General features: G+C 71.9%; 19 protein-coding genes. 5 read left to right on the top strand and 14 right to left on the bottom strand.

Annotated features, from left to right (window positions below; genetic code table 11):
- Positions 1-36 precede the first annotated feature (36 nt).
- Together murJ and OHA91_RS08330 are read right to left on the bottom strand one after the other, a co-directional pair.
- Entirely contained in the window at positions 37-1,704 is a 1,668-nt protein-coding gene (gene murJ, locus OHA91_RS08325; RefSeq protein ID WP_328738951.1) for a murein biosynthesis integral membrane protein MurJ, read from the bottom strand.
- Entirely contained in the window at positions 1,701-2,810 is a 1,110-nt protein-coding gene (locus tag OHA91_RS08330) for a lipid II:glycine glycyltransferase FemX (RefSeq protein ID WP_408059230.1), read from the bottom strand. Before OHA91_RS08330 ends, murJ begins: the two co-directional genes overlap by 4 nt.
- Before the next feature lie 278 nt (positions 2,811-3,088).
- Between OHA91_RS08330 and OHA91_RS08335 the strand changes: the two genes are divergently transcribed.
- Positions 3,089-4,282, top strand: coding sequence for a L,D-transpeptidase (locus OHA91_RS08335; RefSeq protein ID WP_328738953.1), 1,194 nt, complete (start codon positions 3,089-3,091; stop codon positions 4,280-4,282).
- Positions 4,283-4,415: 133 nt separating this feature from the next.
- Positions 4,416-6,011 (top strand): CocE/NonD family hydrolase, encoded by a 1,596-nt coding sequence (locus tag OHA91_RS08340; RefSeq protein ID WP_266493291.1) that lies wholly within the window; start codon positions 4,416-4,418, stop codon positions 6,009-6,011.
- A gap of 42 nt (positions 6,012-6,053) precedes the next feature.
- Here OHA91_RS08340 and OHA91_RS08345 read toward each other — a convergent pair whose 3' ends face one another.
- From OHA91_RS08345 to OHA91_RS08385, 9 genes are all read right to left on the bottom strand, one after another.
- Complete coding sequence (locus OHA91_RS08345) at positions 6,054-6,797, bottom strand: amino acid ABC transporter ATP-binding protein (protein WP_031154420.1); 744 nt, start codon at positions 6,795-6,797, stop codon at positions 6,054-6,056.
- 141 nt (positions 6,798-6,938) lie between these two features.
- A complete protein-coding gene (locus OHA91_RS08350; protein ID WP_031154418.1) occupies positions 6,939-7,379 on the bottom strand; it encodes a DUF6278 family protein in 441 nt (146 codons plus the stop codon).
- 63 nt (positions 7,380-7,442) lie between these two features.
- A complete protein-coding gene (locus OHA91_RS08355; RefSeq protein WP_031154415.1) occupies positions 7,443-8,228 on the bottom strand; it encodes an exodeoxyribonuclease III in 786 nt (261 codons plus the stop codon).
- Positions 8,229-8,299: 71 nt separating this feature from the next.
- Positions 8,300-8,932, bottom strand: a complete 633-nt coding sequence (locus tag OHA91_RS08360; RefSeq protein ID WP_328738954.1) for an MBL fold metallo-hydrolase — start codon at positions 8,930-8,932, stop codon at positions 8,300-8,302.
- Between the two features lie 39 nt (positions 8,933-8,971).
- Complete coding sequence (locus tag OHA91_RS08365) at positions 8,972-9,565, bottom strand: hypothetical protein (RefSeq protein ID WP_266493283.1); 594 nt, start codon at positions 9,563-9,565, stop codon at positions 8,972-8,974.
- A complete protein-coding gene (locus tag OHA91_RS08370) occupies positions 9,562-10,734 on the bottom strand; it encodes an ROK family glucokinase (RefSeq protein WP_266493281.1) in 1,173 nt (390 codons plus the stop codon). The genes OHA91_RS08365 and OHA91_RS08370 overlap by 4 nt, the downstream gene beginning before the upstream one ends.
- Entirely contained in the window at positions 10,731-11,690 is a 960-nt protein-coding gene (locus tag OHA91_RS08375) for an ATP-binding cassette domain-containing protein (RefSeq protein ID WP_245240139.1), read from the bottom strand. Before OHA91_RS08375 ends, OHA91_RS08370 begins: the two co-directional genes overlap by 4 nt.
- On the bottom strand, positions 11,657-12,691 hold the full coding sequence (locus tag OHA91_RS08380; RefSeq protein ID WP_031152297.1) for an ABC transporter permease: 1,035 nt from the start codon (positions 12,689-12,691) through the stop codon (positions 11,657-11,659). Before OHA91_RS08380 ends, OHA91_RS08375 begins: the two co-directional genes overlap by 34 nt.
- Positions 12,688-13,698: a sugar ABC transporter substrate-binding protein gene (locus OHA91_RS08385; RefSeq protein WP_078959368.1), complete on the bottom strand. Its 1,011-nt coding sequence runs from the start codon at positions 13,696-13,698 to the stop codon at positions 12,688-12,690. Before OHA91_RS08385 ends, OHA91_RS08380 begins: the two co-directional genes overlap by 4 nt.
- 220 nt (positions 13,699-13,918) lie before the next feature.
- Here OHA91_RS08385 and OHA91_RS08390 point away from each other — a divergent pair, with 220 nt between their 5' ends.
- Entirely contained in the window at positions 13,919-14,932 is a 1,014-nt protein-coding gene (locus OHA91_RS08390; protein WP_031152293.1) for a Gfo/Idh/MocA family protein, read from the top strand.
- 122 nt (positions 14,933-15,054) lie between these two features.
- Here the strand turns inward: OHA91_RS08390 and OHA91_RS08395 are convergent, their stop codons facing one another.
- On the bottom strand, positions 15,055-15,978 hold the full coding sequence (locus OHA91_RS08395) for a DMT family transporter (protein ID WP_266493266.1): 924 nt from the start codon (positions 15,976-15,978) through the stop codon (positions 15,055-15,057).
- A gap of 134 nt (positions 15,979-16,112) precedes the next feature.
- Here OHA91_RS08395 and OHA91_RS08400 point away from each other — a divergent pair, with 134 nt between their 5' ends.
- Complete coding sequence (locus OHA91_RS08400; protein WP_158714798.1) at positions 16,113-16,481, top strand: hypothetical protein; 369 nt, start codon at positions 16,113-16,115, stop codon at positions 16,479-16,481.
- 351 nt (positions 16,482-16,832) lie between these two features.
- Here the strand turns inward: OHA91_RS08400 and OHA91_RS08405 are convergent, their stop codons facing one another.
- Entirely contained in the window at positions 16,833-17,450 is a 618-nt protein-coding gene (locus OHA91_RS08405; protein ID WP_266493263.1) for a dihydrofolate reductase family protein, read from the bottom strand.
- A 190-nt stretch (positions 17,451-17,640) separates the two neighbouring features.
- Between OHA91_RS08405 and OHA91_RS08410 the strand changes: the two genes are divergently transcribed.
- Positions 17,641-18,375 (top strand): SDR family oxidoreductase, encoded by a 735-nt coding sequence (locus tag OHA91_RS08410; RefSeq protein WP_031152285.1) that lies wholly within the window; start codon positions 17,641-17,643, stop codon positions 18,373-18,375.
- Between the two features lie 776 nt (positions 18,376-19,151).
- Here OHA91_RS08410 and alc read toward each other — a convergent pair.
- A complete protein-coding gene (alc, locus tag OHA91_RS08420) occupies positions 19,152-20,270 on the bottom strand; it encodes an allantoicase (RefSeq protein ID WP_328738956.1) in 1,119 nt (372 codons plus the stop codon).
- Between the last annotated feature and the right edge of the window lie 3 nt (positions 20,271-20,273).

The following is a 20,273-nucleotide window of genomic DNA, read 5'->3' on the forward strand; positions in this document are numbered from 1 at the left end:
TCAGTATCCCAAGGCGTTCTTCGGCTTCTCCTCCCGCTATCGGCCGGTCTTGCGCCGCAGGGAGGCCAGCAGGTCGGTGATCTCCACCAGGCGCAGTGGCCGGGCAAGGAGGACGACGACCAGGGCGAGGGCCGCGGTTCCCGCGCCGACCGCGGCGAAGTCGCCGAACCGCTCGGCGGCGCGGGCGGCGGCGTAGGCCGCGGCGGCCGCGGGCGCGCAGGCCGCGAGGAGGCGCAGGTGGGTGCGTACGGCGGTGGCGCGCCGTTCGCTGCGGCTGCCCGTGCGCGGGCTGAGTCGGCGGGAGAGGGCGTAACCGGTGGCGGCGGCTCCCGCGAGGAAGGCGACGGAGGAGGCGGCGGCCATGCCGGTGACGGCCCAGCGCGGGGACAGCAGGAAGTAGGCGGCGGCCGACAGACCGGCGTTGAGGGTGACGATGACGAGGTTCAGGAAGAAGGGGGTCCGGGTGTCGGAGAGGGCGTAGAAGCCGCGGGAGAGCACGTACTGCGCGGAGAAGGCGACCAGGCCGGGGGCGAAGGCCGTGAGCATGCCGGCCATGACCGCGATGTCGGCGGCGCCGGTGCGTCCGTAGCCGAAGACGCTGCCCATCACCCAGGGGGCGAGGGCGGCCATGAGGGCGGCGGCGGGGACGACGAGGGCGGCGCTGGAGCGCAGGGCGTAGGAGACGTCGCGGCGGACGGCGCCGAGGTCGCCGTCGGTGGCGGCGGAGCTCATCCGGGGCATCAGGGCGGTGACGAGGGAGACGGTGATGATGCCCTGCGGGACGATCCACAGCTGGTAGGCGTTGCTGTAGGCGGTGTAGCCGGCGCCGCCCGCGAGGCCGGCCTCGACCGCGCTCTGTCCGGTGGCGGTGGAGAGCCGGGTGACGACCCAGTAGGCGATCTGGTTGGTGAGGACGAGCATGACGGTCCAGCCCGCGTTGCGCAGGGGGCGGCCGAGGCCGCTGCCGCGCCAGTCGAAGCGGGGGCGCCAGCGGAAGCGGGCCGCGCGCAGCGAGGGGATCAGGGCGAGGGCCTGGACGACGATGCCGGCGGTGGTGCCGAGGCCCAGGAGCCGGGTCTCGGCCGCGGTGAGGCCGCCGGCGGCGTCGTGGGAGACGTACAGGAACAGCCCGAAGACGGCGATGATGACGAAGTTGTTGAGGACGGGGGTCCACATCATCGCGCCGAACCGGCCGCGGGAGTTCAGCACCTGGCCGAGGAGGGTGAAGAGCCCGTAGAAGAGGATCTGGGGCAGGCAGTACCGGGCCAGGGCCACGGTGGTGCTCGCCTGGGCGCCGGTGTAGCCGGTGTACGCCGAGACGATCAGCGGGGCGGCGAGGACCGCGGCGGCGGTGAGGGCGACGAGGGCGGCGGTGCAGGCGGTGAGCAGCCGGTCGGTGTAGGCGGCGCCGCCGTCGGCGTGCTCCTTGGCGGCGCGGACCAGCTCGGGTACGAAGACGGCGTTGAGCGCTCCGCCGACGAGCAGGATGTAGATGATGTTCGGGACGGTGTTGGCGACGGCGTAGCCGTCGCCGAGCAGTCCTGTGCCGAGGGCGGCGACGACGACGGCGGAGCGGATGAAGCCGGTGGCGCGGGAGACGATCGAGCCGGCCGCCATGAGCGCGCCGCTGCGCAGCACCGAGGTCTTCTTCGGTGCTGCGCTGTCGGCGGCGGGGCCGGCCGGTCTGGTGTCGGTGGCCGTCACCGGCGGGCCAGGTACGCCTGGAACGCCTTGTAGAGCGCCGTGTTGGCGACTCCGTCCATCGGGATCTCCCATTCGCCGAGCGTTTCGACGACCTGTCCGCCGGTGCCGAGCTTCCAGCGCAGCAGCCCGAAGGAACGTTCGTCGGGGTCGAGGGTGGAGGGTACCCCGCGCATGTCGTACTCGTCGGCTCCGAGGGCGTGGGCATCGCGCATCATGCGCCACTGCAGGGCGTTGCTGGGCCGTACTTCGCGCCGGTGGTCGGCGGAGGCGCCGGTCTGGTACCAGACCCTGCTGCCGGTGCTGATCATGGTGTGGGCGGCGAGGATCTCGCCGCGGTGGACGGCCAGGTAGAGCCGCATCCGGCCGGGCTGTTCCTCGTTCAGGACGCGGTACTGCTGCTCGTAGTACGCGAGGGAGCGGCCGAGCCGGAAGCCGTCGCGTTCCTCGGTGATCCTCAGCAGCCGGTAGAACTCGGGCAGGTCGGCGGAGGTGCCGAGGACGGTCTCCACGCCGGCCTTGCCGGCCTTGCGCACGTTGCGCCGCCACTCCTGGTTGAGGCCGGACCACAGCTCGTCCAGGGTGCGTCCGGCGAGCGGGACGCGGAAGACGTGGCGGGGCTGGGCGTCGCCGTCGTCCTCGCCGCCGCAGCGCTTCCAGCCGCGGGTGCGCAGCCGGTCGGCGAGGGCGGCGCCCACGGGGTCGACCTCGGTGGCGAGGACGTCGGATATCTGGCGGCCCGTTCCGGTGCCGGCCTTTGCGGTGGCGGCGTCCCAGCGGCGGTAGGCGGGGCTGGGGCCGATGCGGACGGCGAAGGCGCCGGCGGCGCGCAGGTGGCGCATGAGCGGGTCCAGCCAGCGGTCGAGGCGCGGGTCGGACCAGTCGGCGACGGGCCCTTCGGGAAGGTAGGCGAAGTATTTGCGGGTACCGGGGAATTGCCGATAGAGAACGAGTCCGGCACCTTCGATCTCGCCGCCGGAACAGTGCCATCCGACCATTTCCGAGCGCCAAAGGTCCTTCACCCGGGCCCATGACGGGTGCTGGAGAAAGCTCGCCGCCGGGGTCCTGCACAGGAAGGACTGGTATTCGGGGAGGGACAGGGTGCGCACCCGGAGCTCGTGGTCCTGGTCCTGCCGGGCGGGGGTAACGAGCAGTGCGCACACGGCTGACGGCCTTCCTGTTCGTCCTGAGGGGTCGTTCACAGGACTCTCACAGCCAGCCGTGACCGAAGTGCGCGACGAATGTGACCGGATGATGACCGTTTCGCTGCGGTCCACGTCACAACAAAAAGGCTGATCTTTTCTGCTGTTTGTGCAACCTAAAGTCGTCCCGTTCTCATCCTCTTTTGCGAACGTTCATCACCACCACGACTCGAAGGGGCCCTTCGTTGAGCCGCACACGCCGCACCGCCATTGCGGGCACCGCACTCCTGGCCGCCGCGCTGACCGCCTGCTCGGGCGGGAGCGATGCCGGCAGCGACGACAAGGGCAAGGACGAGTCGAAGCCGAAGGCGCCCATGGCGGTCTCGGTGAACCTCACGGGCGATCAGGTCAAGGCGGGGCAGCCGGTGACGGTGACCGTGGCCGAGGGCAAGCTGGCGCAGGTGAAGGTGACCGACGCCAAGGGTGCGGAGCTGCCGGGGAAGATAGCCGACGACGGGAAGACCTGGACCTCGGAGCGCAACGCCCCGCCCGGTGCGGAGTACAAGGTCGAGGCGCAGAACACCGACAGCCAGAGCGCCACCACGCAGTTCAAGACCGGACCCGCCGACAAGGTGAACAAGGTCTCGATCAACATCTCCAAGGGCAGCACGGTGGGCGTGGCGATGCCGGTGTCCCTCGTCTTCGACAACCCGGTGGCGAACAAGGCCGACGTGGAGAAGCAGCTCAAGGTCACCACCTCGGACAACACCGAGGGCTCCTGGGGCTGGATGAAGGACCACGACGGCAAGGACCGCGTCGACTGGCGGCCCAGGGACTACTGGAAGTCCGGCACGGACGTGAAGGTCGACATGAAGCTGAACGGAGTGGACTCGGGCAAGGGCGGCGGGCTGTTCGCCCGCGACTACAACACCGAGTTCAAGATCGGCAAGGACCGCCGGGTCCAGGTCAGCCTCGACACGAAGAAGATGTCGGTCACCCAGGACGGCCAGGCGCTCAGGACGATCCCGATCTCGGCCGGCACTCCCGGCGGCAAGAAGGCCTCCTGGTCCGGGAAGATGGTGATCATGACCAAGGAGGGCACCATCCGGATGGACTCCCAGACGGTGGGCCTGGACAACGCCTACGACAAGATGGTCGATTACTCGATGCGCCTGACCTGGTCCGGCATGTACGCGCACGCCGCGCCGTGGAACTCCGGCAACTTCGGGCGCACCAACAGCAGTTCCGGCTGCGTGGGGATGAGCGACGCCGACGCCAAGGAGTTCTTCGGGCAGTCCCAGGTCGGCGACCTCTTCGAGGTGGTCGGCGAGGGCTCGAAGGGCCAGGCGCCGATCGGCAACGGCTACGGCGAGTGGAACCTCTCCTGGGACGAGTGGAAGGCCAAGAGCGCCCTGTCCGGCGCCCCGCAGAACGGCTGACCTGCGGACCTCCCTTCCTGACTCTCGTTCAATTGTTACCACCACGTAACTTACCGACGGGTTACCTTCGGTAAGCCGCTCCCGTTACCGTCGGGTCACTTTCAGGACTCCCGGTGCACGCGAGGAGCGACCGATGGAACGCACCACCACCGCCGCAGCCGTGGCGGCACTCCTGGCGGCGACCGCCCTGGGCCTGGCCCCCCACCAGGCCCAGGCGGCTCCCGCACCCACCACGGCCACCACCACCGCCCCGCAGACCGCCGCCGCGGACCTGCGCTTCCACGACATCCCCGGCTCCGGCGGCATCACCCTCAAGGGCAACGTCTTCACCCCGGCCGGAGCGCAGAGCGGCCGGAAGTACCCGCTGATCGTGCTGCCCACCAGCTGGGGCATGCCGCAGATCGAATACATCGCCCAGGCCAAGAAGCTCGCCGACTCCGGCTACGTCGTGGTCAGTTACACCTCCCGCGGCTTCTGGCTCTCCGGCGGGCAGATCGAGGTGGCCGGGCCGCCGGACGTCGCCGACGTATCCGCCGTCATCGACTGGGCCCTCGCCCACACCCCCGCCGACGCGGACCGCATCGGCCTGGGCGGGGTCTCCTACGGCGCGGGCATCAGCCTGCTGGCCTCGGCACACGACCCGCGCGTCAAGGCCGTGGTCGCGATGAGCGGCTGGGCCGACCTCATCGAGTCCATCTACTCGGGCCGCACCCAGCACCGCCAGGCCGCCGGGCTGCTCGGCGCCGCCGGCTACCTCACCGGCCGCCCCGGACCCGAACTCCAGTCGATCCTGGGCGACTTCCTCGGATCCCGGCTGGACCGCGAACAGCAGATGATCGAGTGGGGCAGGAAGCGCTCGGCCGCCGAGCAGGTGGACCGGATCAACGCCAACGGCACCGCGATCATGCTCGGCAACGCCTGGGGCGACACGGTCTTCCCGCCCAACCAGTACGCGAAGTTCTACGAGCGGCTGACCGGCCCCAAGCGGCTGGAATTCCGCCCGGGAGACCACGCCACCGCCGAGGGCACCGGCCTGCTCGGACTGCCCAACGACACCTGGACCAACGCCCACCGCTGGTTCGACCGCTACCTCAAGGGCGAGCGCAACGGCGTCGACACCGAGGCCCCGGTGCAGGTCAAGTCCCGCAGCGAAGGCGGCTACGAGGGCTACGCGGACTGGGCCTCGGTCGGCTCCGGCGGCACCGAGAAGCTCGCGCTCTCCGACAGCGAGCACCTCTTCGCGAACGTCGACTCCGGGGCCAACGGCGGCATCGTGCTCCTCTCCAGCGTCTTCGACCAGTTCTTCAAGGCGCCCCCGGTCGCCTCGATCCCGCTGCTCCCCCGCTCCTTCGCCGCCGTCTGGCAGTCCGGACGCTACGACGAGGCCCGCCGGATCCGCGGCACCGTCAGGCTGCACACCACCGTCACGCCCACCAAGGGCGACGGCACCTTCGTCGCGTACCTCTACGACGTCGGCCCGCTCGGCATCGGCAAGCTGGTCAGCAACGCCCCGTACACCTTCCACGGCAAGACCCCGGGGCGGGCCTTCGGCGTGGACCTGGAGCTCTTCTCGACCGCCTACGACGTGCCCGCGGGCCACCGGCTCGCCCTCGTCGTCGACACCGTCGACCCGCTCTACATCGAGCACAACCCCACCGGCGCGCAGCTGGCCTTCTCCTCGCCGCCGGGCGACCCCAGCTACGTCGCGGTGCCGCTGCGCGAGCAGTGATCCACGGCGGCGGCCGGACCGGGACGGCCCCGCTCCGGACCCTCAGTGTTTGAGGATCTTGGAGAGGAAGTCCTTGGCCCGGTCGCTCTCGGGGGCGGTGAAGAACTCCTCCGGGGTGCGGTCCTCGACGATCCGGCCGTCGGCCATGAACAGCACGCGGTTGGCCGCGGAGCGGGCGAAGCCCATCTCGTGCGTGACCACGACCATGGTCATGCCCTCCCGGGCGAGCTGCTGCATGACCTCCAGCACCTCGTTGATCATCTCCGGGTCCAGTGCGGAGGTGGGCTCGTCGAAGAGCAGGGCCTTGGGGTCCATGGCGAGGGCTCGGGCGATGGCCACGCGCTGCTGCTGGCCGCCGGAGAGCTGGGCAGGGAACTTGTCGGCCTGGTCGGCGAGGCCGACGCGGTCCAGGAGCTCGCGGGAGCGCCGGTCCGCCTCGCGCTTCGACCGCCCGCGGACCTTGACCTGCGCGAGCGAGAGGTTGGCCAGGACGGTCTTGTGCGCGAAGAGGTTGAAGGACTGGAAGACCATCCCCACCTCGGCGCGCAGCCGGGCCAGGTCCTTGCCCTCGGCGGGCAGCGGCTCCCCGTCGATCAGGATCGTGCCCGACTCGACGGGCTCCAGCCGGTTGATCGCCCGGCACAGGGTGGACTTCCCGGAGCCGGAGGGCCCGATGACCACCACCACCTCCCCGCGGCCGACGGTGAGGCTGATGTCCCGCAGCACGTGCAGCGGTCCGAAGTGCTTGTTGACGTCCCGCAGCTCGATCAACGGATCGACGGCCATGCGCTGCCCTGCCCACTCGGTGTCGGATGCCGGTCAGCGCAAACTATCCAGCCGCGGAAGGGCACTTCGCCGCGACACGCCGCCCGCCCCGGAGCCGCGGCGCGCGCGGGGGCGCGCGGGGGCACAGGGGCCGCGGGGGCGTCAGCCCTCGGAGGCCTCCGCGTACGCCTGGCTGAGCTCGGGGGAACCGGTCATCGCCCAGGACACCCCCGACTCGATCACGTTCAGCTCCCGGCCCGAGACCAGGCGGATCACCGGCTGGCCGTTGGGCCACACCTGCCAGGCGGTCCCCGGGATGGTCCGGACGATCACGGTGCCGAGGTAGAAGCCCGCGTCGTTGCCGAGCCAGGGCACCACCTCGGGGTCCCGCCGCCAGCGGGGCATCAGCTGGTCGAGGGCCTCCAACGAGGCCGGGCTCCCGTCGAGTTCGAGCCCGGCCGCCCGTGCCTGGACCCGCAGCATCTCGCACTCCGAGAACATCTCGGCGACGCCCTCGGGGTCGTCCACGAGGGCGGCGGCGAGCCCCGCACCCCGTTCCGTTTCACGCCGGTTCAGCCAGTTGTCCAGGAAAGGGATGTTCATACCGCCCAGCGTCGCACCAGGATCCTCCGCTGGCCACAGGGCGCGCCTGCAAAGGCCCCCGGCCTACCGGTCGAGGTCGAGGTCGACGACGACGGGTGCGTGGTCGGAGGCGCCCTTGCCCTTGCGCTCCTCGCGGTCGACGTAGGCGTCGGTGACGGCCTTGGTGAAGGGCTCGTTGCCGTAGACCAGGTCGATGCGCATGCCCTTGTTCTTGGGGAAGGCGAGCATCCGGTAGTCCCAGAAGGTGTACGGACGGTCGTACTTCAGCGCGCGCGGGAAGACGTCCGAGAGGCCGACGGCGCGCAGCGCCTCCAGGGCGGCCCGCTCGGCCGGGGTGACGTGGGTGAGGCCGGCGAAGACGGCCGGGTCGTACACGTCCTCGTCGGTCGGGGCCACGTTGAAGTCGCCGAGCACGGCGAAGGGGCGCGGGCCGGCCGCGTCCTCGGCGACGGCCGTGGCCAGGGAGCGGAACCAGTCCAGCTTGTAGCCGTAGTGGTCGTGCTCGACCTCGCGGCCGTTGGGCACGTACACCGACCAGACCCGGACCCCGCCGCAGGTGGCGGAGATCGCCCGGGGCTCCTGGACGCCCTCGTAGTCGGGGCCGCCGGGCAGCCCCGTGACCACGTCGTCCAGGCCGACCTTGGAGAGCAGGGCCACGCCGTTCCAGCGGCCGGTGGCGTTGACGGCCGCCTCGTAGCCCAGCTCGCGCAGCTGCTCGTGCGGGAACTGCTCCGCCGAGCACTTGGTCTCCTGGATGCACACGACATCGGTGCCGGAGCTCTCCAACCAGGCCAGCAGGCGCGGCAGCCGGGCGGTGATGGAGTTGACGTTGTAGGTGGCGATACGCATGCCTGCCAACCTACCGCCCGGCACCGACAGCGACCGTGCGACGGCTCGTCCCGGCCGCCACAGCCCGGCCGTCACAGCTCGGCGCTGTCCCCCGCGGCGAGCCGCCCGTGGTCGGTGCCGCCCAGCTTGTCCAGGGCGAAGTCGTAGATCGGACGGGCGATGTCGGCGAGGTAGGCGTCGTGGATGTCGAGGGCACGGCGCGGCCCCACCTCGCGGAGGTAGTCGATCACCTCGGAGACCTTGTTCCAGGGTGCGTGGACCGGCACCATCAGGGTCTCCACCGGGACCCCGGGCACGGTCAGCGCGTCGCCGGGGTGGAAGAGGGATCCCTCGACGAGGTAGCCGACGTTCGTGACCCGCGGGATGTCCGGGTGGATCACGGCGTGCAGCTCGCCGTGCACCTGCACCTCGAAACCCGCGGCGGTGAAGGCGTCGCCGTGGCCGACCGTGTGCACCCGGCCCGGGTAGGCGGGGGCGAGCCGCTCGGCGACGCTGCGCAGGGTCCACAGCCCGGCCGCCGGATTCGCGTCGAGGGCGGCCCGCAGCCGGCCCTCGTCGAAGTGGTCGGGGTGTTCGTGCGTGACCAGCAGGGCGTCCGCCCCCAGGCCCGCGTCCGGTTCGCTGAAGGCGCCCGGGTCGATGACGAGCGTGTGCCCGTCCTTCTCCAACTGGACGCAGGAGTGCAGCCGCTTGGTGAGCTTCATGATCCCAGGCTAGGGGGTGGCGCGTTCGGAGGCCGGCGTTCAGGGGGTGGTCGTGGAGACCACGTAGACCTTGGGGTGCTCGGGGTCCGTGAGGTCCACCGTGATGTCCCGGCTGGGGCGCGGGTCGGCCTGCTCCAGGCTGGTCCCGTACCAGGTGGCGCGGGGGCTCCAGCTCCAGCCCGCGACCTCGGAGTCGTGGGGCGAGATGGTGACGTCCCCGGCGACCAGCTCGGCGCGGCTGGTGCCGACGGAGGCGAGGAAGGCGTCCAGGTCGGCCGGGGTCACCGCGAACTGCGTGAAGAGCCGGCTGGTGCGCCAGTTGTTGGTCTCCAGGAACCCGACCTTCCAGGCCTTCGCCGGGATAGGCACCTCGTAGATGCTGCGCTGCACCTTGGAGGGCCAGCCGGGGCGCACCTCGGACGCGCCGACCTTGGCCGCCTTGTCGCGGCCGCTCTCGCGGCTCTGCTGGGTGGAGATGGCGAGGTAGCCCGCGGGTACGCCGATCAGCAGCAGGATGATGATCGCGGTGATCCAGCGGCGCTTGACGACGTGCCGGCGGTCCTCGGGGGTGGGCGGGGGCGTACCGCCCTCGTCGGGGGCGGAGGCCTGGTGGGGCAGGGTGGGCGGGTTCACGACTGGTCCTGGTCCTCGGATGCGGCGGTCTCGCGCCTGCGGCCCAGCTGGCCCAGCTGCGCGTAGCGCTCGTAGCGCTCGACCCGTCGGCGGGTGGCGCGGCGGAAGCGCCGGGCGACGAGCCGGGCGAGGTCGGCGGCGCCGACCATGCCCGCCTCGGGGCCGAGCTGGGCCTTGGCGATACGGGCCTCGGGGCGGTAGCCGCGGCCGGTGAGGTGGCGGCGGAAGGCGTCCCGGGCGGGGCCGATCAGCAGGTCGTCGGCGGCGCTGACGCCGCCGCCGATGACGAAGCAGGACGGGTCGAGGGCGGCGGCGAGGTTGGCGATGCCGACGCCGAGCCACTGGCCGATGTCCTGGAGCAGCTCGACGCACATGGCGTCGCCCTCGCGGGCCAGCTCGGTGATCAGCGGCCCGGTGATCTCGGAGATGTTCCCGCCGACCTTGGCGATGATGTTGTACGCGACCGGGGAGTCGGCGGCGGCCAGCTCGCGCGCCTCGCGCACCAGGGCGTTGCCGGAGCTGTACTGCTCCCAGCAGCCGCGGTTCCCGCAGGGGCAGCGGTGTCCGCCCGGGACGACCTGCATGTGGCCGAACTCGCCGGCGACCCCGTACCGGCCGCGCTTGACCTGGCCGCCTTCGAGGATGGCGCCGCCGATGCCGGTGCCGAGCGTGATCATGACGAGGTGGTCCTCACCGCGTCCGGCGCCGAAGCGCCATTCGGCCCAGGCGGCGGTGTTGGCGTCGTTGTCGACCATGACCGGGACCGCGAGCCGTGACTGGAGGGCGTCGCGCAGGGGCTCGTCGCGCCAGGCCAGGTGGGGTGCGAAGAGGACCCGGGAGCGGTCGGCGTCGACCCAGCCGGCCGCCCCGATGCCGACGGCGTGCACGTCGTGCCGGTCGGAGAGGTCCAGGACCAGCTCGACGATGGTGTCCTCGACGACCTTGGGGCTCTTGGACTTGTCCGGGGTCTCGGTGCGGATCTTCTCCAGGATGATCCCGTCGGCGTCGACGACGCCGGCCATCACCTTGGTGCCGCCGATGTCGATGCCGACGGTCGGGACGCGCGGGGCGGTCAGGTGCGACCGCCGCTCACGGGTGCCGATGGTGCGCAGGACGGTGCCTCGCGCCGACCCCCGGTGGGTGAGCGTGAAGTCCCGGTACGTGCTCATCGAGTCGTGTCGTCCCTCGTGGGTGCGGTGGTGCGGGAAGCCTGGTCGGCCGGGCCCGCCGGGCCGGTGCGGCCGGCTCCGCGGGCCGTGGCGTCCGTGACGCCCGATCCCGATTCTGCCACCCGCTCCAGTTCGTGGCTCAGTGCGTCGAGCTCGGAGCCGCCCGCCATCTGGCGGGTGAGCTCGTCCAGGGTGATCGAGTCGCGGGTGTGACTGCCTGCCATGGTGCCGCGCTTGAGCAGCACGAAGCGGTCCCCGACCAGGTACGCGTGGTGCGGGTTGTGGGTGATCAGGACCACACCGAGGCCGGCGTCGCGGGCCGCGGCGACGTACTTGAGGACCACGCCGGACTGCTTGACCCCGAGGGCCGCGGTCGGCTCGTCGAGTACGAGGACCTTCGCCCCGAAGTGGACGGCGCGGGCGATGGCCACGCACTGCCGCTCCCCGCCGGACAGGGTGCCGATGGGCTGGTCCACGTCGCGCAGGTCGATGCCCATGCGCAGCAGCTCGTCGCGGGTGGTCCGGCGCATGAGCTCCACGTCGAGGCGGCGCAGGGGGCCGCGGCCCTTCGTCGGTTCGGAGCCGAGGAAGAAGTTGCGCCAGACGGGCATGAGCGGGACCACGGCGAGGTCCTGGTAGACGGTCGCGATGCCGTGGTCGAGGGCTGCGCGCGGGTTGGCGAGGACGGTCTCCTCGCCCTCGATCTCGAAGGTGCCGGCGTCGTGCCGGTGCAGTCCCGCGATGATCTTGATGAGGGTGGATTTGCCTGCGCCGTTGTCGCCGAGGACGCAGGTGATCTCGCCCGCGGAGACCTCCAGGGAGACGTCCTGGAGGGCGCGGATGTTGCCGTAGTACTTGCTGACGCCGGTCAGTTTCACCAGGGCGGTCGTACCGCCGCTCTCGGCGGTGGCTCCGGTGGTGGTCACTTGCTCGCCTCCGCCCGCTTGCGGACCCATGCGTTGAGGAGTGTGGCCAGCAGGAGCATCGCACCGAGGAAGAACTTGAACCAGTCCGGATTCCACTGGGCGTACACGATGCCGTTGCTGGTCATGCCGAAGATGAAGGCGCCGACCGCCGAGCCGATGGCGGAGCCGTAGCCGCCGGTCATCAGACAGCCGCCGATGACCGCCGCGATGATGTAGAGGAACTCGTTGCCCACGCCCTCACCCGACTGGACCACATCGAACGAGAAGAGGATGTGCTGGCCGGAGATCCAGGCGCACAGGGCGACGCCCATGTAGAGGCCGATGCGGGTCTTCACGACGGGCACGCCGACCGCGCGGGCCGCGTCGGCCCCGCCGCCGACCGCGAAGATCCAGTTGCCTGCGCGGGTGCGCAGCAGGATCCACGTGGCGACGGCGACCAGGGCCAGCCACCACAGGACGGTGATCTGCAGGGTGACCGGGCCGATCTCCCACTTCGAGGCGAAGAGGGCGCGGGCGGAGGGGAAGCCCTCCATGTCGGCGATGGACTTGGTGGAGACCGTGCCGCTGATCAGCTTGGTGAAGCCGAGGTTCAGGCCGGTCAGCATCAGGAAGGTGCCGAGCGTGATGATGAAGCTGGGCAGCTTGGTGCGGGTCAGCATGAAGCCGTTGAAGAAGCCGATGGCCAGGGTGACCAGCAGGGACACCAGGACGCCGACCCAGACGTCGGCGGTCATCTGGTAGCTGAACATCGAGCTCACCAGTGCCGAGGTCGTGACCATGACACCGGCGGAGAGGTCGAACTCGCCGCCGATCATCAGCATGGCCACGGGCACCGCCATGATCCCGATGGTGGAGGCCGAGTAGAGGATCGTGCTCAGGCTGGAGGCCTGCAGGAAGGTGGGGGCGACGAGGGAGAAGAAGACGAAGACGGCCACGGCGCCGACCACCGCGCCCAGCTCGGGGCGCCCGAGCAGCCTGCGTACGAGGGAGGCCGGCGCGAGCCGTTCGTCGACGGCGGTGGCGGCGCTCATCGGCTGCCCCGCTTGATGTACTCCTCCAGCTCGGCGGCCTCGGCGGCGGTGACGATCTGCGGCCCGGTGAGCACGGGGCGGCCGCCGCCGAGCACGTCGGCGTTGTAGCGGTAGAGCCAGAGCAGGTCGATGGCCTCGTATCCCTGCAGGTAGGGCTGCTGGTCCACGGCGAAGCCGAGGGCGCCGGACTTGAGGTCGCGGGCCACCGAGTCGTTGAGGTCGAAGGTGTCGACCTCGGCCTTGCTGCCGGCGGCCTCCTTGGCCTTGACCGCGGTGGGGGCGAAGGGCGCGCCGAGGGTCAGGATCGCGTCGACGGACGGGTCCGCCTGGAGCTTGGCCTGGATGGCAGCCTGCACGGACGGCATGTTCGTGCCCTCGACGTACAGGTTCTCCATCTCCCCGGAGAAGGTCTTCTTCGCACCTGCGCAGCGCTGCTCGTGGCCGACGTTGCCCTGCTCGTGCAGGACGCAGACGGCCTTCTTGCGGCCGCGCTTGCCCAGCTCGGTGCCGACCGCCTCGCCCGCGATCGTCTCGTCCTGGCCGATGTGGGTGAGCGCCCCGTACGCGGCGGACTGGGCGGATCCGGAGTTGACCGTGATCACCGGGATGCCGGCCTTGACGGCCTTCTGCACGACGTCCTTGAGCGCTTCCGGCTTGGCCAGGCTCACCACGATCCCGTCGACCTTCTGGTCGATGGCGTTCTGCACGAACTGCGCCTGCTGCTGGGCCTGGTCGTCGTGGGAGTAGACGAAGTTGATGTTGTCCTTGGCCGCGGCCTCCTTGGCCCCCTTCTGGACGATGTCCCAGAAGGTGTCGCCGTCGCCCGCGTGGGTCACCATCGCGAAGGTCCAGCGCGGGGTGGAGACGGCGGGCCGGCCCGCCTCGGCGGCCTTCGCCCGCTCCTCGGCGCGCTTGCCGCCCGTACTGCTGCATCCCGCGAGCGAGGCCCCCAGTACCGCCGCGAGCACGGCGCCCACGACGCGTACCCCTGTCCGAACCCTAGCCACGTCGCCGCGCCCTTCCCTCGTTCGTCTCGTCCGCCATCGCGTCCGTCATCATTCGGTCATTCCGGTTTCAGCCGCCCAGTATCCGCCACAGTGGACCATGAAGGGCCATCGGGGCATGCACCCGCAGATCGACACGGCGGGCTCGCAGATCAGCACGCGAAATCCCCAAGATCGATGCGAGCGGATTGACAGGTTCCCCCGACGGGGCCAGGTTGAGTTCATGCGCATCGGGCTCATCGGAACTGGCCGGATCGGCTCGTTCCACGCGGCGGCGCTCGCCCGCCACCCGGAGGCGGGCTCGCTCCTGCTCGCCGACTCCGATCCCGCGCGGGCGGCACGCCTCGCCGACCGGCTCGGGGCCACGGCCGCGCCCTCCGTGGAGCAGGTCTTCACCTGGGGCGTGGACGCGGTGGTCGTGGCCTCCTCCACCGACGGGCACGCGGAGCTGGTCGTCCGGGCGATCCGCGGCGGGCTGCCGGTGTTCTGCGAGAAGCCCATCGCCCCCGACCTGAACCGCACCCTGGCCGTACTGCGCGAGGTGTCGGCCCTGGGCGGGCTGCTCCAGGTGGGCTTCATGCGCCGCTTCGACGCGGGCTACCTCACGGCCCGGGAGATGGTCCGCTCCGGCGCCCTGGGCCGGCTGCACACCGTACGGACGACGACGGCCGACCCGGCACCGCCGGCCGCCGACTACCTGGCCGCCTCGGGCGGCCTGTACCGGGACTGCATGGTGCACGACTTCGACATGGTGCGGTGGGTGACCGGGCACGAGGTGGTGGAGGTGTACGCGGCCGGGTCGGACGCCGGTCCGCCGCAGTTCCGGCAGACGGGTGACGTCGACACGGCCGCGGCGGTCCTCACGCTGGACGACGGGACCCTGGTCACGGCCACCGGCACCCGGTGCAACGGCGCCGGCTACGACGTGCGGATGGAGCTGGCCGGGGAGCGGGACCAGGTCTCCGCCGGACTGGACGACCGGACGCCGATCGCCTCGACCGAACCGAACGGGCCGCCGGCCGCGAGCAAGCCGTGGACCGGCTTCCTGGAACGCTTCGGCCCCGCGTACGAGGCCGAGCTGGACGCCTTCGTACGGCTGGTGCGCGGCGAGTGCGAGAACCCCTGCGACGGGCGGGAGGCCCTGGCCGCGCTGCGGGTCGCGGAGGCCTGCGAGCTGTCGCGGCGGGAGCGGCGCCGGGTCCGGTTGGAGGAGCTCCCGGACCTGCCGGATCGGTAACCGGTTCGGCGACCGGTTCGGCGACCGGTTCGGCGACCGGTTCGGTGAGCAGGGCATCCGGCCACCCTACGGCGGTGGTCCCCGGCTGGCTGCGGCGCTTTCCGGACACGCTCGCGGCACGCTCAGGCGGGAGCAGCGGTGAGCGCGCGCCGCCCCCAGGCGGTGCCGGCCAGGACCAGCACGACGCCGGCGTATCCGAGGGGTCCCAGGTGCTCCCCGCCGACGGCGATGCCCGCGACGGCCGCCCACAGGGGCTCGGTGCCGAGCAGCAGGCCGACCCGGGAGGGCGAGGTACGGCGTACGGCCCACATCTGCACGAAGAAGGCGAAGAGGGTGCAGAAGACCGAGAGGAACGCCAGGCCGGCCCACTGGGCGGGCCCGAAGTCCGCCGCGGCGGCCCAGGGGGTCGCGCCGGTCCCCGGTACGGCGGCCAGCAGGGCGAAGACGAGCACGGCGCCGCCGAGCTGCACGGTGGTCAGCGACAGCGGGTCGGCGCCGCGGACGCCCTCGGACCGGGCCATCAGCAGCACGTGCAGGGTCCGGGCGAGGGCGGCGCCGAGGATGAGCAGGTCGCCGAGGCCGGGTGCGGTGAAGCCGGCGCCCTGGGTGAGCAGCACGACACCGAGGACGGAGGCTGCGGCGGCGCCGAGGAAGGAGGCGGAGGGCGCCTTCCCCTTCACGGCGGCGTCGGCGAGCGGGGTGAAGATCATGGTCAGGCTGATGATCAGACCGGCGTTGGTGGCGGAGGTGTGGACGACCCCGTAGGTCTCCAGCAGGAAGATCCCGCCGAGTACGAGCCCCAGCAGACCGGCGCCGCGCAGCTGGGCGGGGGTGAGCGCGCGCAGCCGCGCCCACCCGGCGACGACCAGCACGGGCAGCACGAGCGCGAACCGCAGCACGAGCACGGCGATCACGGTGTGCGCGGTGGTGATCCCCTTGGCGGCGAGATAACTCCCGCCCCACACGACGGCGACGGCCAGCACGGGCAGATCAGCGATCCAGGCGCGGCGGGGTGCGGCTTGCAGGGTGGGCGAGGCGACGGCCACGGAAGGTCTCCAACGTCACTCGGGAGGTGGAGACGGCGGCGGCTCGCACGGTTGCGGGGCACACCGTACCGGAGCCGATCATGCGGGGCGACCCGTTTCCGGGCCCCGCGCCCCAGACCCGTAGCATCGGGCGCATGGCTGATCTTTACGCCGTGGATCTGGCGTTCGACCTGCTCGACACCACGCCCGACGCCGTACTCGCGCAGGTGCGCCGCCACCTGACGGGGGACGGCCTGCTCTCACCAAGGGGCCCGGCCTGGCGCGTCGGCGGCATGCTCGTCGGCGAGTTCGGGCCGGCGGAACACGACGGCTGGGCCCTGACGGTCCGCCAGGAGATCCACGAGGACCAGCTCCCGGCCCTGGAGGACCTCCTCCTGCTCCTGACCCCGCACATCCGCCCGCCGGGCCCGGTCGGCCGCATCCGCCACCACGCACACGAATCCCCGGACCTCCTGGTCCTGCGCGAGGGCCGCGTGGTCCAACTGGCCCTGGACCGGCGGTAGCCGATGCCGCCCGGCGTGCGCCGCCCCGGCTGCGGCGAGTCCGCCGTCGAGATCGGCAGCTCTACACCCTTCTGTGCCACCCGCTGCCCTCGGCGGCCCAGCCGGTGACGCGGGACCGGACCGTGGGGAGGGCCCAGGGTTCCACGCTCGCGTCGCAGAGCCCGGCCAGGAACTGGACCGTTCCGCCCTCGTAGTGCCACCAGGGGCCGTTGCGGGAGCAGACGGTGACGGGCCAGTGCTCCGGATCCCCTTCGAGCCCGCACCAGAAGAACCGGTCCCCCGCTCTTCCACGGCCGCAGCCTGCCAGAGGGCCCGTTCGCTCTCCCGGCCGGGCTCCGCCCGGCCGCTCGCCTACGCGCCGACGGTACCGAAGGCGGCCCGGCCGGTGGGGCGGTAGGTGTGGATGGCCGTCCCGACGGGCGTCGTGCGGGAGGCCTTCAGCTCGTAGGCGGTCGGCAGCCCGCCGGTGGGGAACAGCCGGCGCCCGGCGCCCAACGCCACGGGGAACACCAACAGGTTGATCTCGTCGACGAGGTCCCGGGCGAGCAGCCACTGCGCGAGCTGCCCGCTGCCGTGCACCTGGAGCTCCCCGTCCAGCGCGTCCTTGACCCGGACGATCTCGCTCTGCAGGTGCTCCCCGTCGAGCACGGTCGCCGGCCCCCAGGCGGGCTCCTCGAGGGTGGTCGAGGCGACGTACTTCGGCAGCCGGTTCAGCCCGCCCGCCACGGGGTCGCCGGGCTCGTCGTGCTCCGGCCAGTAGCCGGCGAAGATCTCGTACGTCTTCCGCCCGAGCAGGAACGCCCCGGCCCGCCCGAACACCTCGGTGACGAACTCCCCCATCCCCTCGTCGACGTACGGTGCGGCCCACCCGCCGTACTCGAACCCGTCACTGCGGTCCTCCTCGGGCCCGCCCGGCGCCTGCATCACGCCGTCCAGCGTCACGAAGGTGGTCAGTGTCAGCTCGGCCATTACCCTGCGCTCCTCGCTCGATGGTCTCTACGGGTTCAGACTCCCGCCCCGGCCGGAACTCATCGCGCCGCCACGCATGACCCCCATGCCGTTTCTGTGCCGGGGAAACGCGGGGTCGGATTCCCGCCAGCGGTGGGGGGTTGGGGGCTATTTGATTGAACCCGCAACCAAGCGATGCGGGAGGAAGACCATGGACAGGGACACGGTGGCGCTGGTGACCGGGGGAAGCCGGGGGATCGGGGCGGCCGTCGCGGTGCGTCTCGCCGAGGACGGGGCGGACGTCGCGATCACCTACGTCAGCGACGCGGAGGCGTCCGCCGAGGTCGTCGGGAAGATCGAGGCCCTCGGGCGGCGGGCGGTCGCGCTGCGGGCCGATGCGGAGGACGCGGCGCAGGTCGCGAACGCCGTCGGGGAGACCGTACGACGCTTCGGGCGGCTCGACGTGCTGGTCAACAACGCCGGCGTGGGCTTGATCGGACCGTTGGAGGGGCTGACCCCGGCCGACGTGGAGCGCGTACTCGCGGTCAACGTGCGCGGGGTGTTCCACGCCGCGCAGGCGGCGGCCGCACACCTCGGCCCCGGCGGGCGGATCATCACCATCGGCAGCTGCATGACCCAGCGGGTGCCGGCCCCGGGCGGGACGCTCTACGCAATGAGCAAGTCGGCGCTGATCGGGTTCAACAAGGCCCTGGCGAGGGAGCTGGGCGGGCGCGGGATCACCGCGAACATCGTGCACCCGGGGCCGGTGGACACGGACATGAACCCGGCGGACGGACCGTACGCGGGTTCGCAGGCGGCCTTGACCGCGCTCGGGCGGTTCGGTGCGCCGCGGGAGGTGGCGGCCGTGGTGGCGTTCCTGGCGGGGCCGGAGGCCTCGTACGTGACGGGGGCGGAGTTCGCGGTGGACGGCGGGCACGCCGCGTAGCCCTCGCCGGGCGTGTGGGCGGGCGTGTGGGCGGGCGCCTGGGCGGGCGGGCGCATCGGTGTGAGAGCCGACGCCGACCGGGTGCCTGCCGTCGTGAGCGTCGGCGCGCGGGCACCCGGCCGCCGCCCGTCGGAGCCCGGCCCACCCGGCCCACCCGGCCCACCCGGCCCACGTGCTCGCCCGGCGCCGCCATTGCCTCGCGGTGGAGCGGCATCGACGACGAGGGGGAACACCGTGGACTTCACCGATCGGCAGGGCCGGTGCGTGGTGCTCGACGAGGTCACCGACGGGAACTGGCGGGACGTCGCCGACGTCGCGCCCTCCGACGACCAGCGGCGGTTCGTCGCCGCTCTCGATGCGCCGCGGCGTGTGGAACTCGCTCGCCGTCCGGGCCGGCGACGCGGTGGTCGGGGACGTGATGTGGGCGTACGACGAGGAGGGCGGCGCCCACTGGATCGGCGGCATGACCGTCGGCGCCGCCGAGCAGGGACGGGGCGTGGGGCGGGCCGCGGTGCGCGCACTGGTCGGGCGGCTCGCCACGCTGCCGGCCTGCCGGCCTGCCGGGAGATCCGGCTCTCCTACCACCCGGACAACGCGCCCGCCGCGCGGCTCTACGCCGAGTTCGGCTTCGGGCCCGCCGGCGACTTCGAGGACGACGAGGTCGCGGCAGTGCTCGCGGTCGCAACCGCCGCAGGGGCGCACCGGGATCCGGTGCGCCCCCGAGGGACGTGCGGGCCCCGGGGGTGTCGGCCCCCGGGGCGGTCAGCGGTACGGCGTCAGCCGCCCAGCTCCTGGTGACGGGCGGTCAGCGCCGCCGCGCCGGCCTCCGTGAGGGAGCCGAACAGGCGCAGGCGCGAGAAGCCGCCGTCCGGGAAGATGTCGATCCGTACGTGGGTGCCCACCGCCGGGGTGTCCAGTACGAAGCGGTGGTTGGTGTCGGGCTGCAGGCGGGTCCGCGGCAGGAACTCCGTCCACTCGCCCTCCTCGCCCGTCTTGACCGACAGCGAGGCCCAGCCGGCCGAGTTGCCCTTGAGGTAGGCGGTGTCGATCTCGACGGCGCGGATCTCGGACTCGGTGACGAGCTGGTAGCGGATCCAGTCGTTGCCGTTGTCGCGGCGGCGGGCGGTCTCCCAGCCGTCGTCCATCTTGCGGGAGCGGCCCGGGTTGATGGTGTTGGTCGGCGGGGAGTAGAAGCGGTTGGAGGCGTCCTGGACGGAGCCGCCGTTCTCCAGCGCCACCACGTCGAAGGAGCCGAGCGCCGCGAGCCACTTCGGGTCGGGCAGGACCTCGCCGTGGACGCGCAGGCGGGCGATGCCGCCGTCGGGGTGCTGGTTGACGCGCAGGTGGGTGAAGCGCTGTTCGACGTCGACCTCGAAGCCGTTGGCGGCGTGGCCGCCGACCGCCGTGCGGGGGACGATGGTCGTCCACTTCACGTCGTCGCCCTGGAGCTCCTCCGGGGTCGGCGCGAGGGCGCCCTTCCAGTTGGTGGCCTCGACGGAGACGGCCTGCGGCATGTTGCCGCGGAAGTGCGCGGTGTCGACGACGATGCCGCGGATGATGCCGGGGGCGCCCAGGCGCACCAGCGCCCAGTCGTGGTCCTCGGGCGTGGGCCAGGGCTGGGTGGCGGAGACGCCGCGGCGGCGGCGGGTCTCCCAGCCGTCCATGACCTTGCCCTTGTGGCCGAAGTCCTCGGGGTCGAAGTGCGCGGCCTCGGAGATCAGCAGGTTCTCGCGCTGGGCGAAGAACTCGTCGTTGGCGGCGATGACACCGGCGCCCAGCTCACGGGCGGCAAGGTTCGCGTACTGGGTGAAGGGGAAGTCCGCGGTGCGGTAGTCCGCGTACGGGTCGCCGCCTCCGTACGGGTTCGCGTTGCCGGTGAAGGATTCAATCGCCACTGG

Origin of the sequence: Streptomyces erythrochromogenes, assembly GCF_036170895.1 — a bacterium.
Lineage (GTDB): Bacteria > Actinomycetota > Actinomycetes > Streptomycetales > Streptomycetaceae > Streptomyces > Streptomyces erythrochromogenes.

Coding starts and splice junctions, on each gene's coding strand:
- OHA91_RS08340 (WP_266493291.1), top strand. CDS start 4,416: ATGGAACGCACCACCACCGCCGCAGCCGTGGCGGCACTCCTGGCGGCG.
- OHA91_RS08400 (WP_158714798.1), top strand. CDS start 16,113: ATGGCTGATCTTTACGCCGTGGATCTGGCGTTCGACCTGCTCGACACC.
- OHA91_RS08375 (WP_245240139.1), bottom strand. CDS start 11,690: ATGGGTCCGCAAGCGGGCGGAGGCGAGCAAGTGACCACCACCGGAGCC.
- OHA91_RS08390 (WP_031152293.1), top strand. CDS start 13,919: ATGCGCATCGGGCTCATCGGAACTGGCCGGATCGGCTCGTTCCACGCG.
- OHA91_RS08345 (WP_031154420.1), bottom strand. CDS start 6,797: ATGGCCGTCGATCCGTTGATCGAGCTGCGGGACGTCAACAAGCACTTC.
- OHA91_RS08360 (WP_328738954.1), bottom strand. CDS start 8,932: ATGAAGCTCACCAAGCGGCTGCACTCCTGCGTCCAGTTGGAGAAGGAC.
- OHA91_RS08405 (WP_266493263.1), bottom strand. CDS start 17,450: ATGGCCGAGCTGACACTGACCACCTTCGTGACGCTGGACGGCGTGATG.
- OHA91_RS08410 (WP_031152285.1), top strand. CDS start 17,641: ATGGACAGGGACACGGTGGCGCTGGTGACCGGGGGAAGCCGGGGGATC.
- OHA91_RS08380 (WP_031152297.1), bottom strand. CDS start 12,691: ATGAGCGCCGCCACCGCCGTCGACGAACGGCTCGCGCCGGCCTCCCTC.
- OHA91_RS08350 (WP_031154418.1), bottom strand. CDS start 7,379: ATGAACATCCCTTTCCTGGACAACTGGCTGAACCGGCGTGAAACGGAA.
- OHA91_RS08355 (WP_031154415.1), bottom strand. CDS start 8,228: ATGCGTATCGCCACCTACAACGTCAACTCCATCACCGCCCGGCTGCCG.
- OHA91_RS08370 (WP_266493281.1), bottom strand. CDS start 10,734: ATGAGCACGTACCGGGACTTCACGCTCACCCACCGGGGGTCGGCGCGA.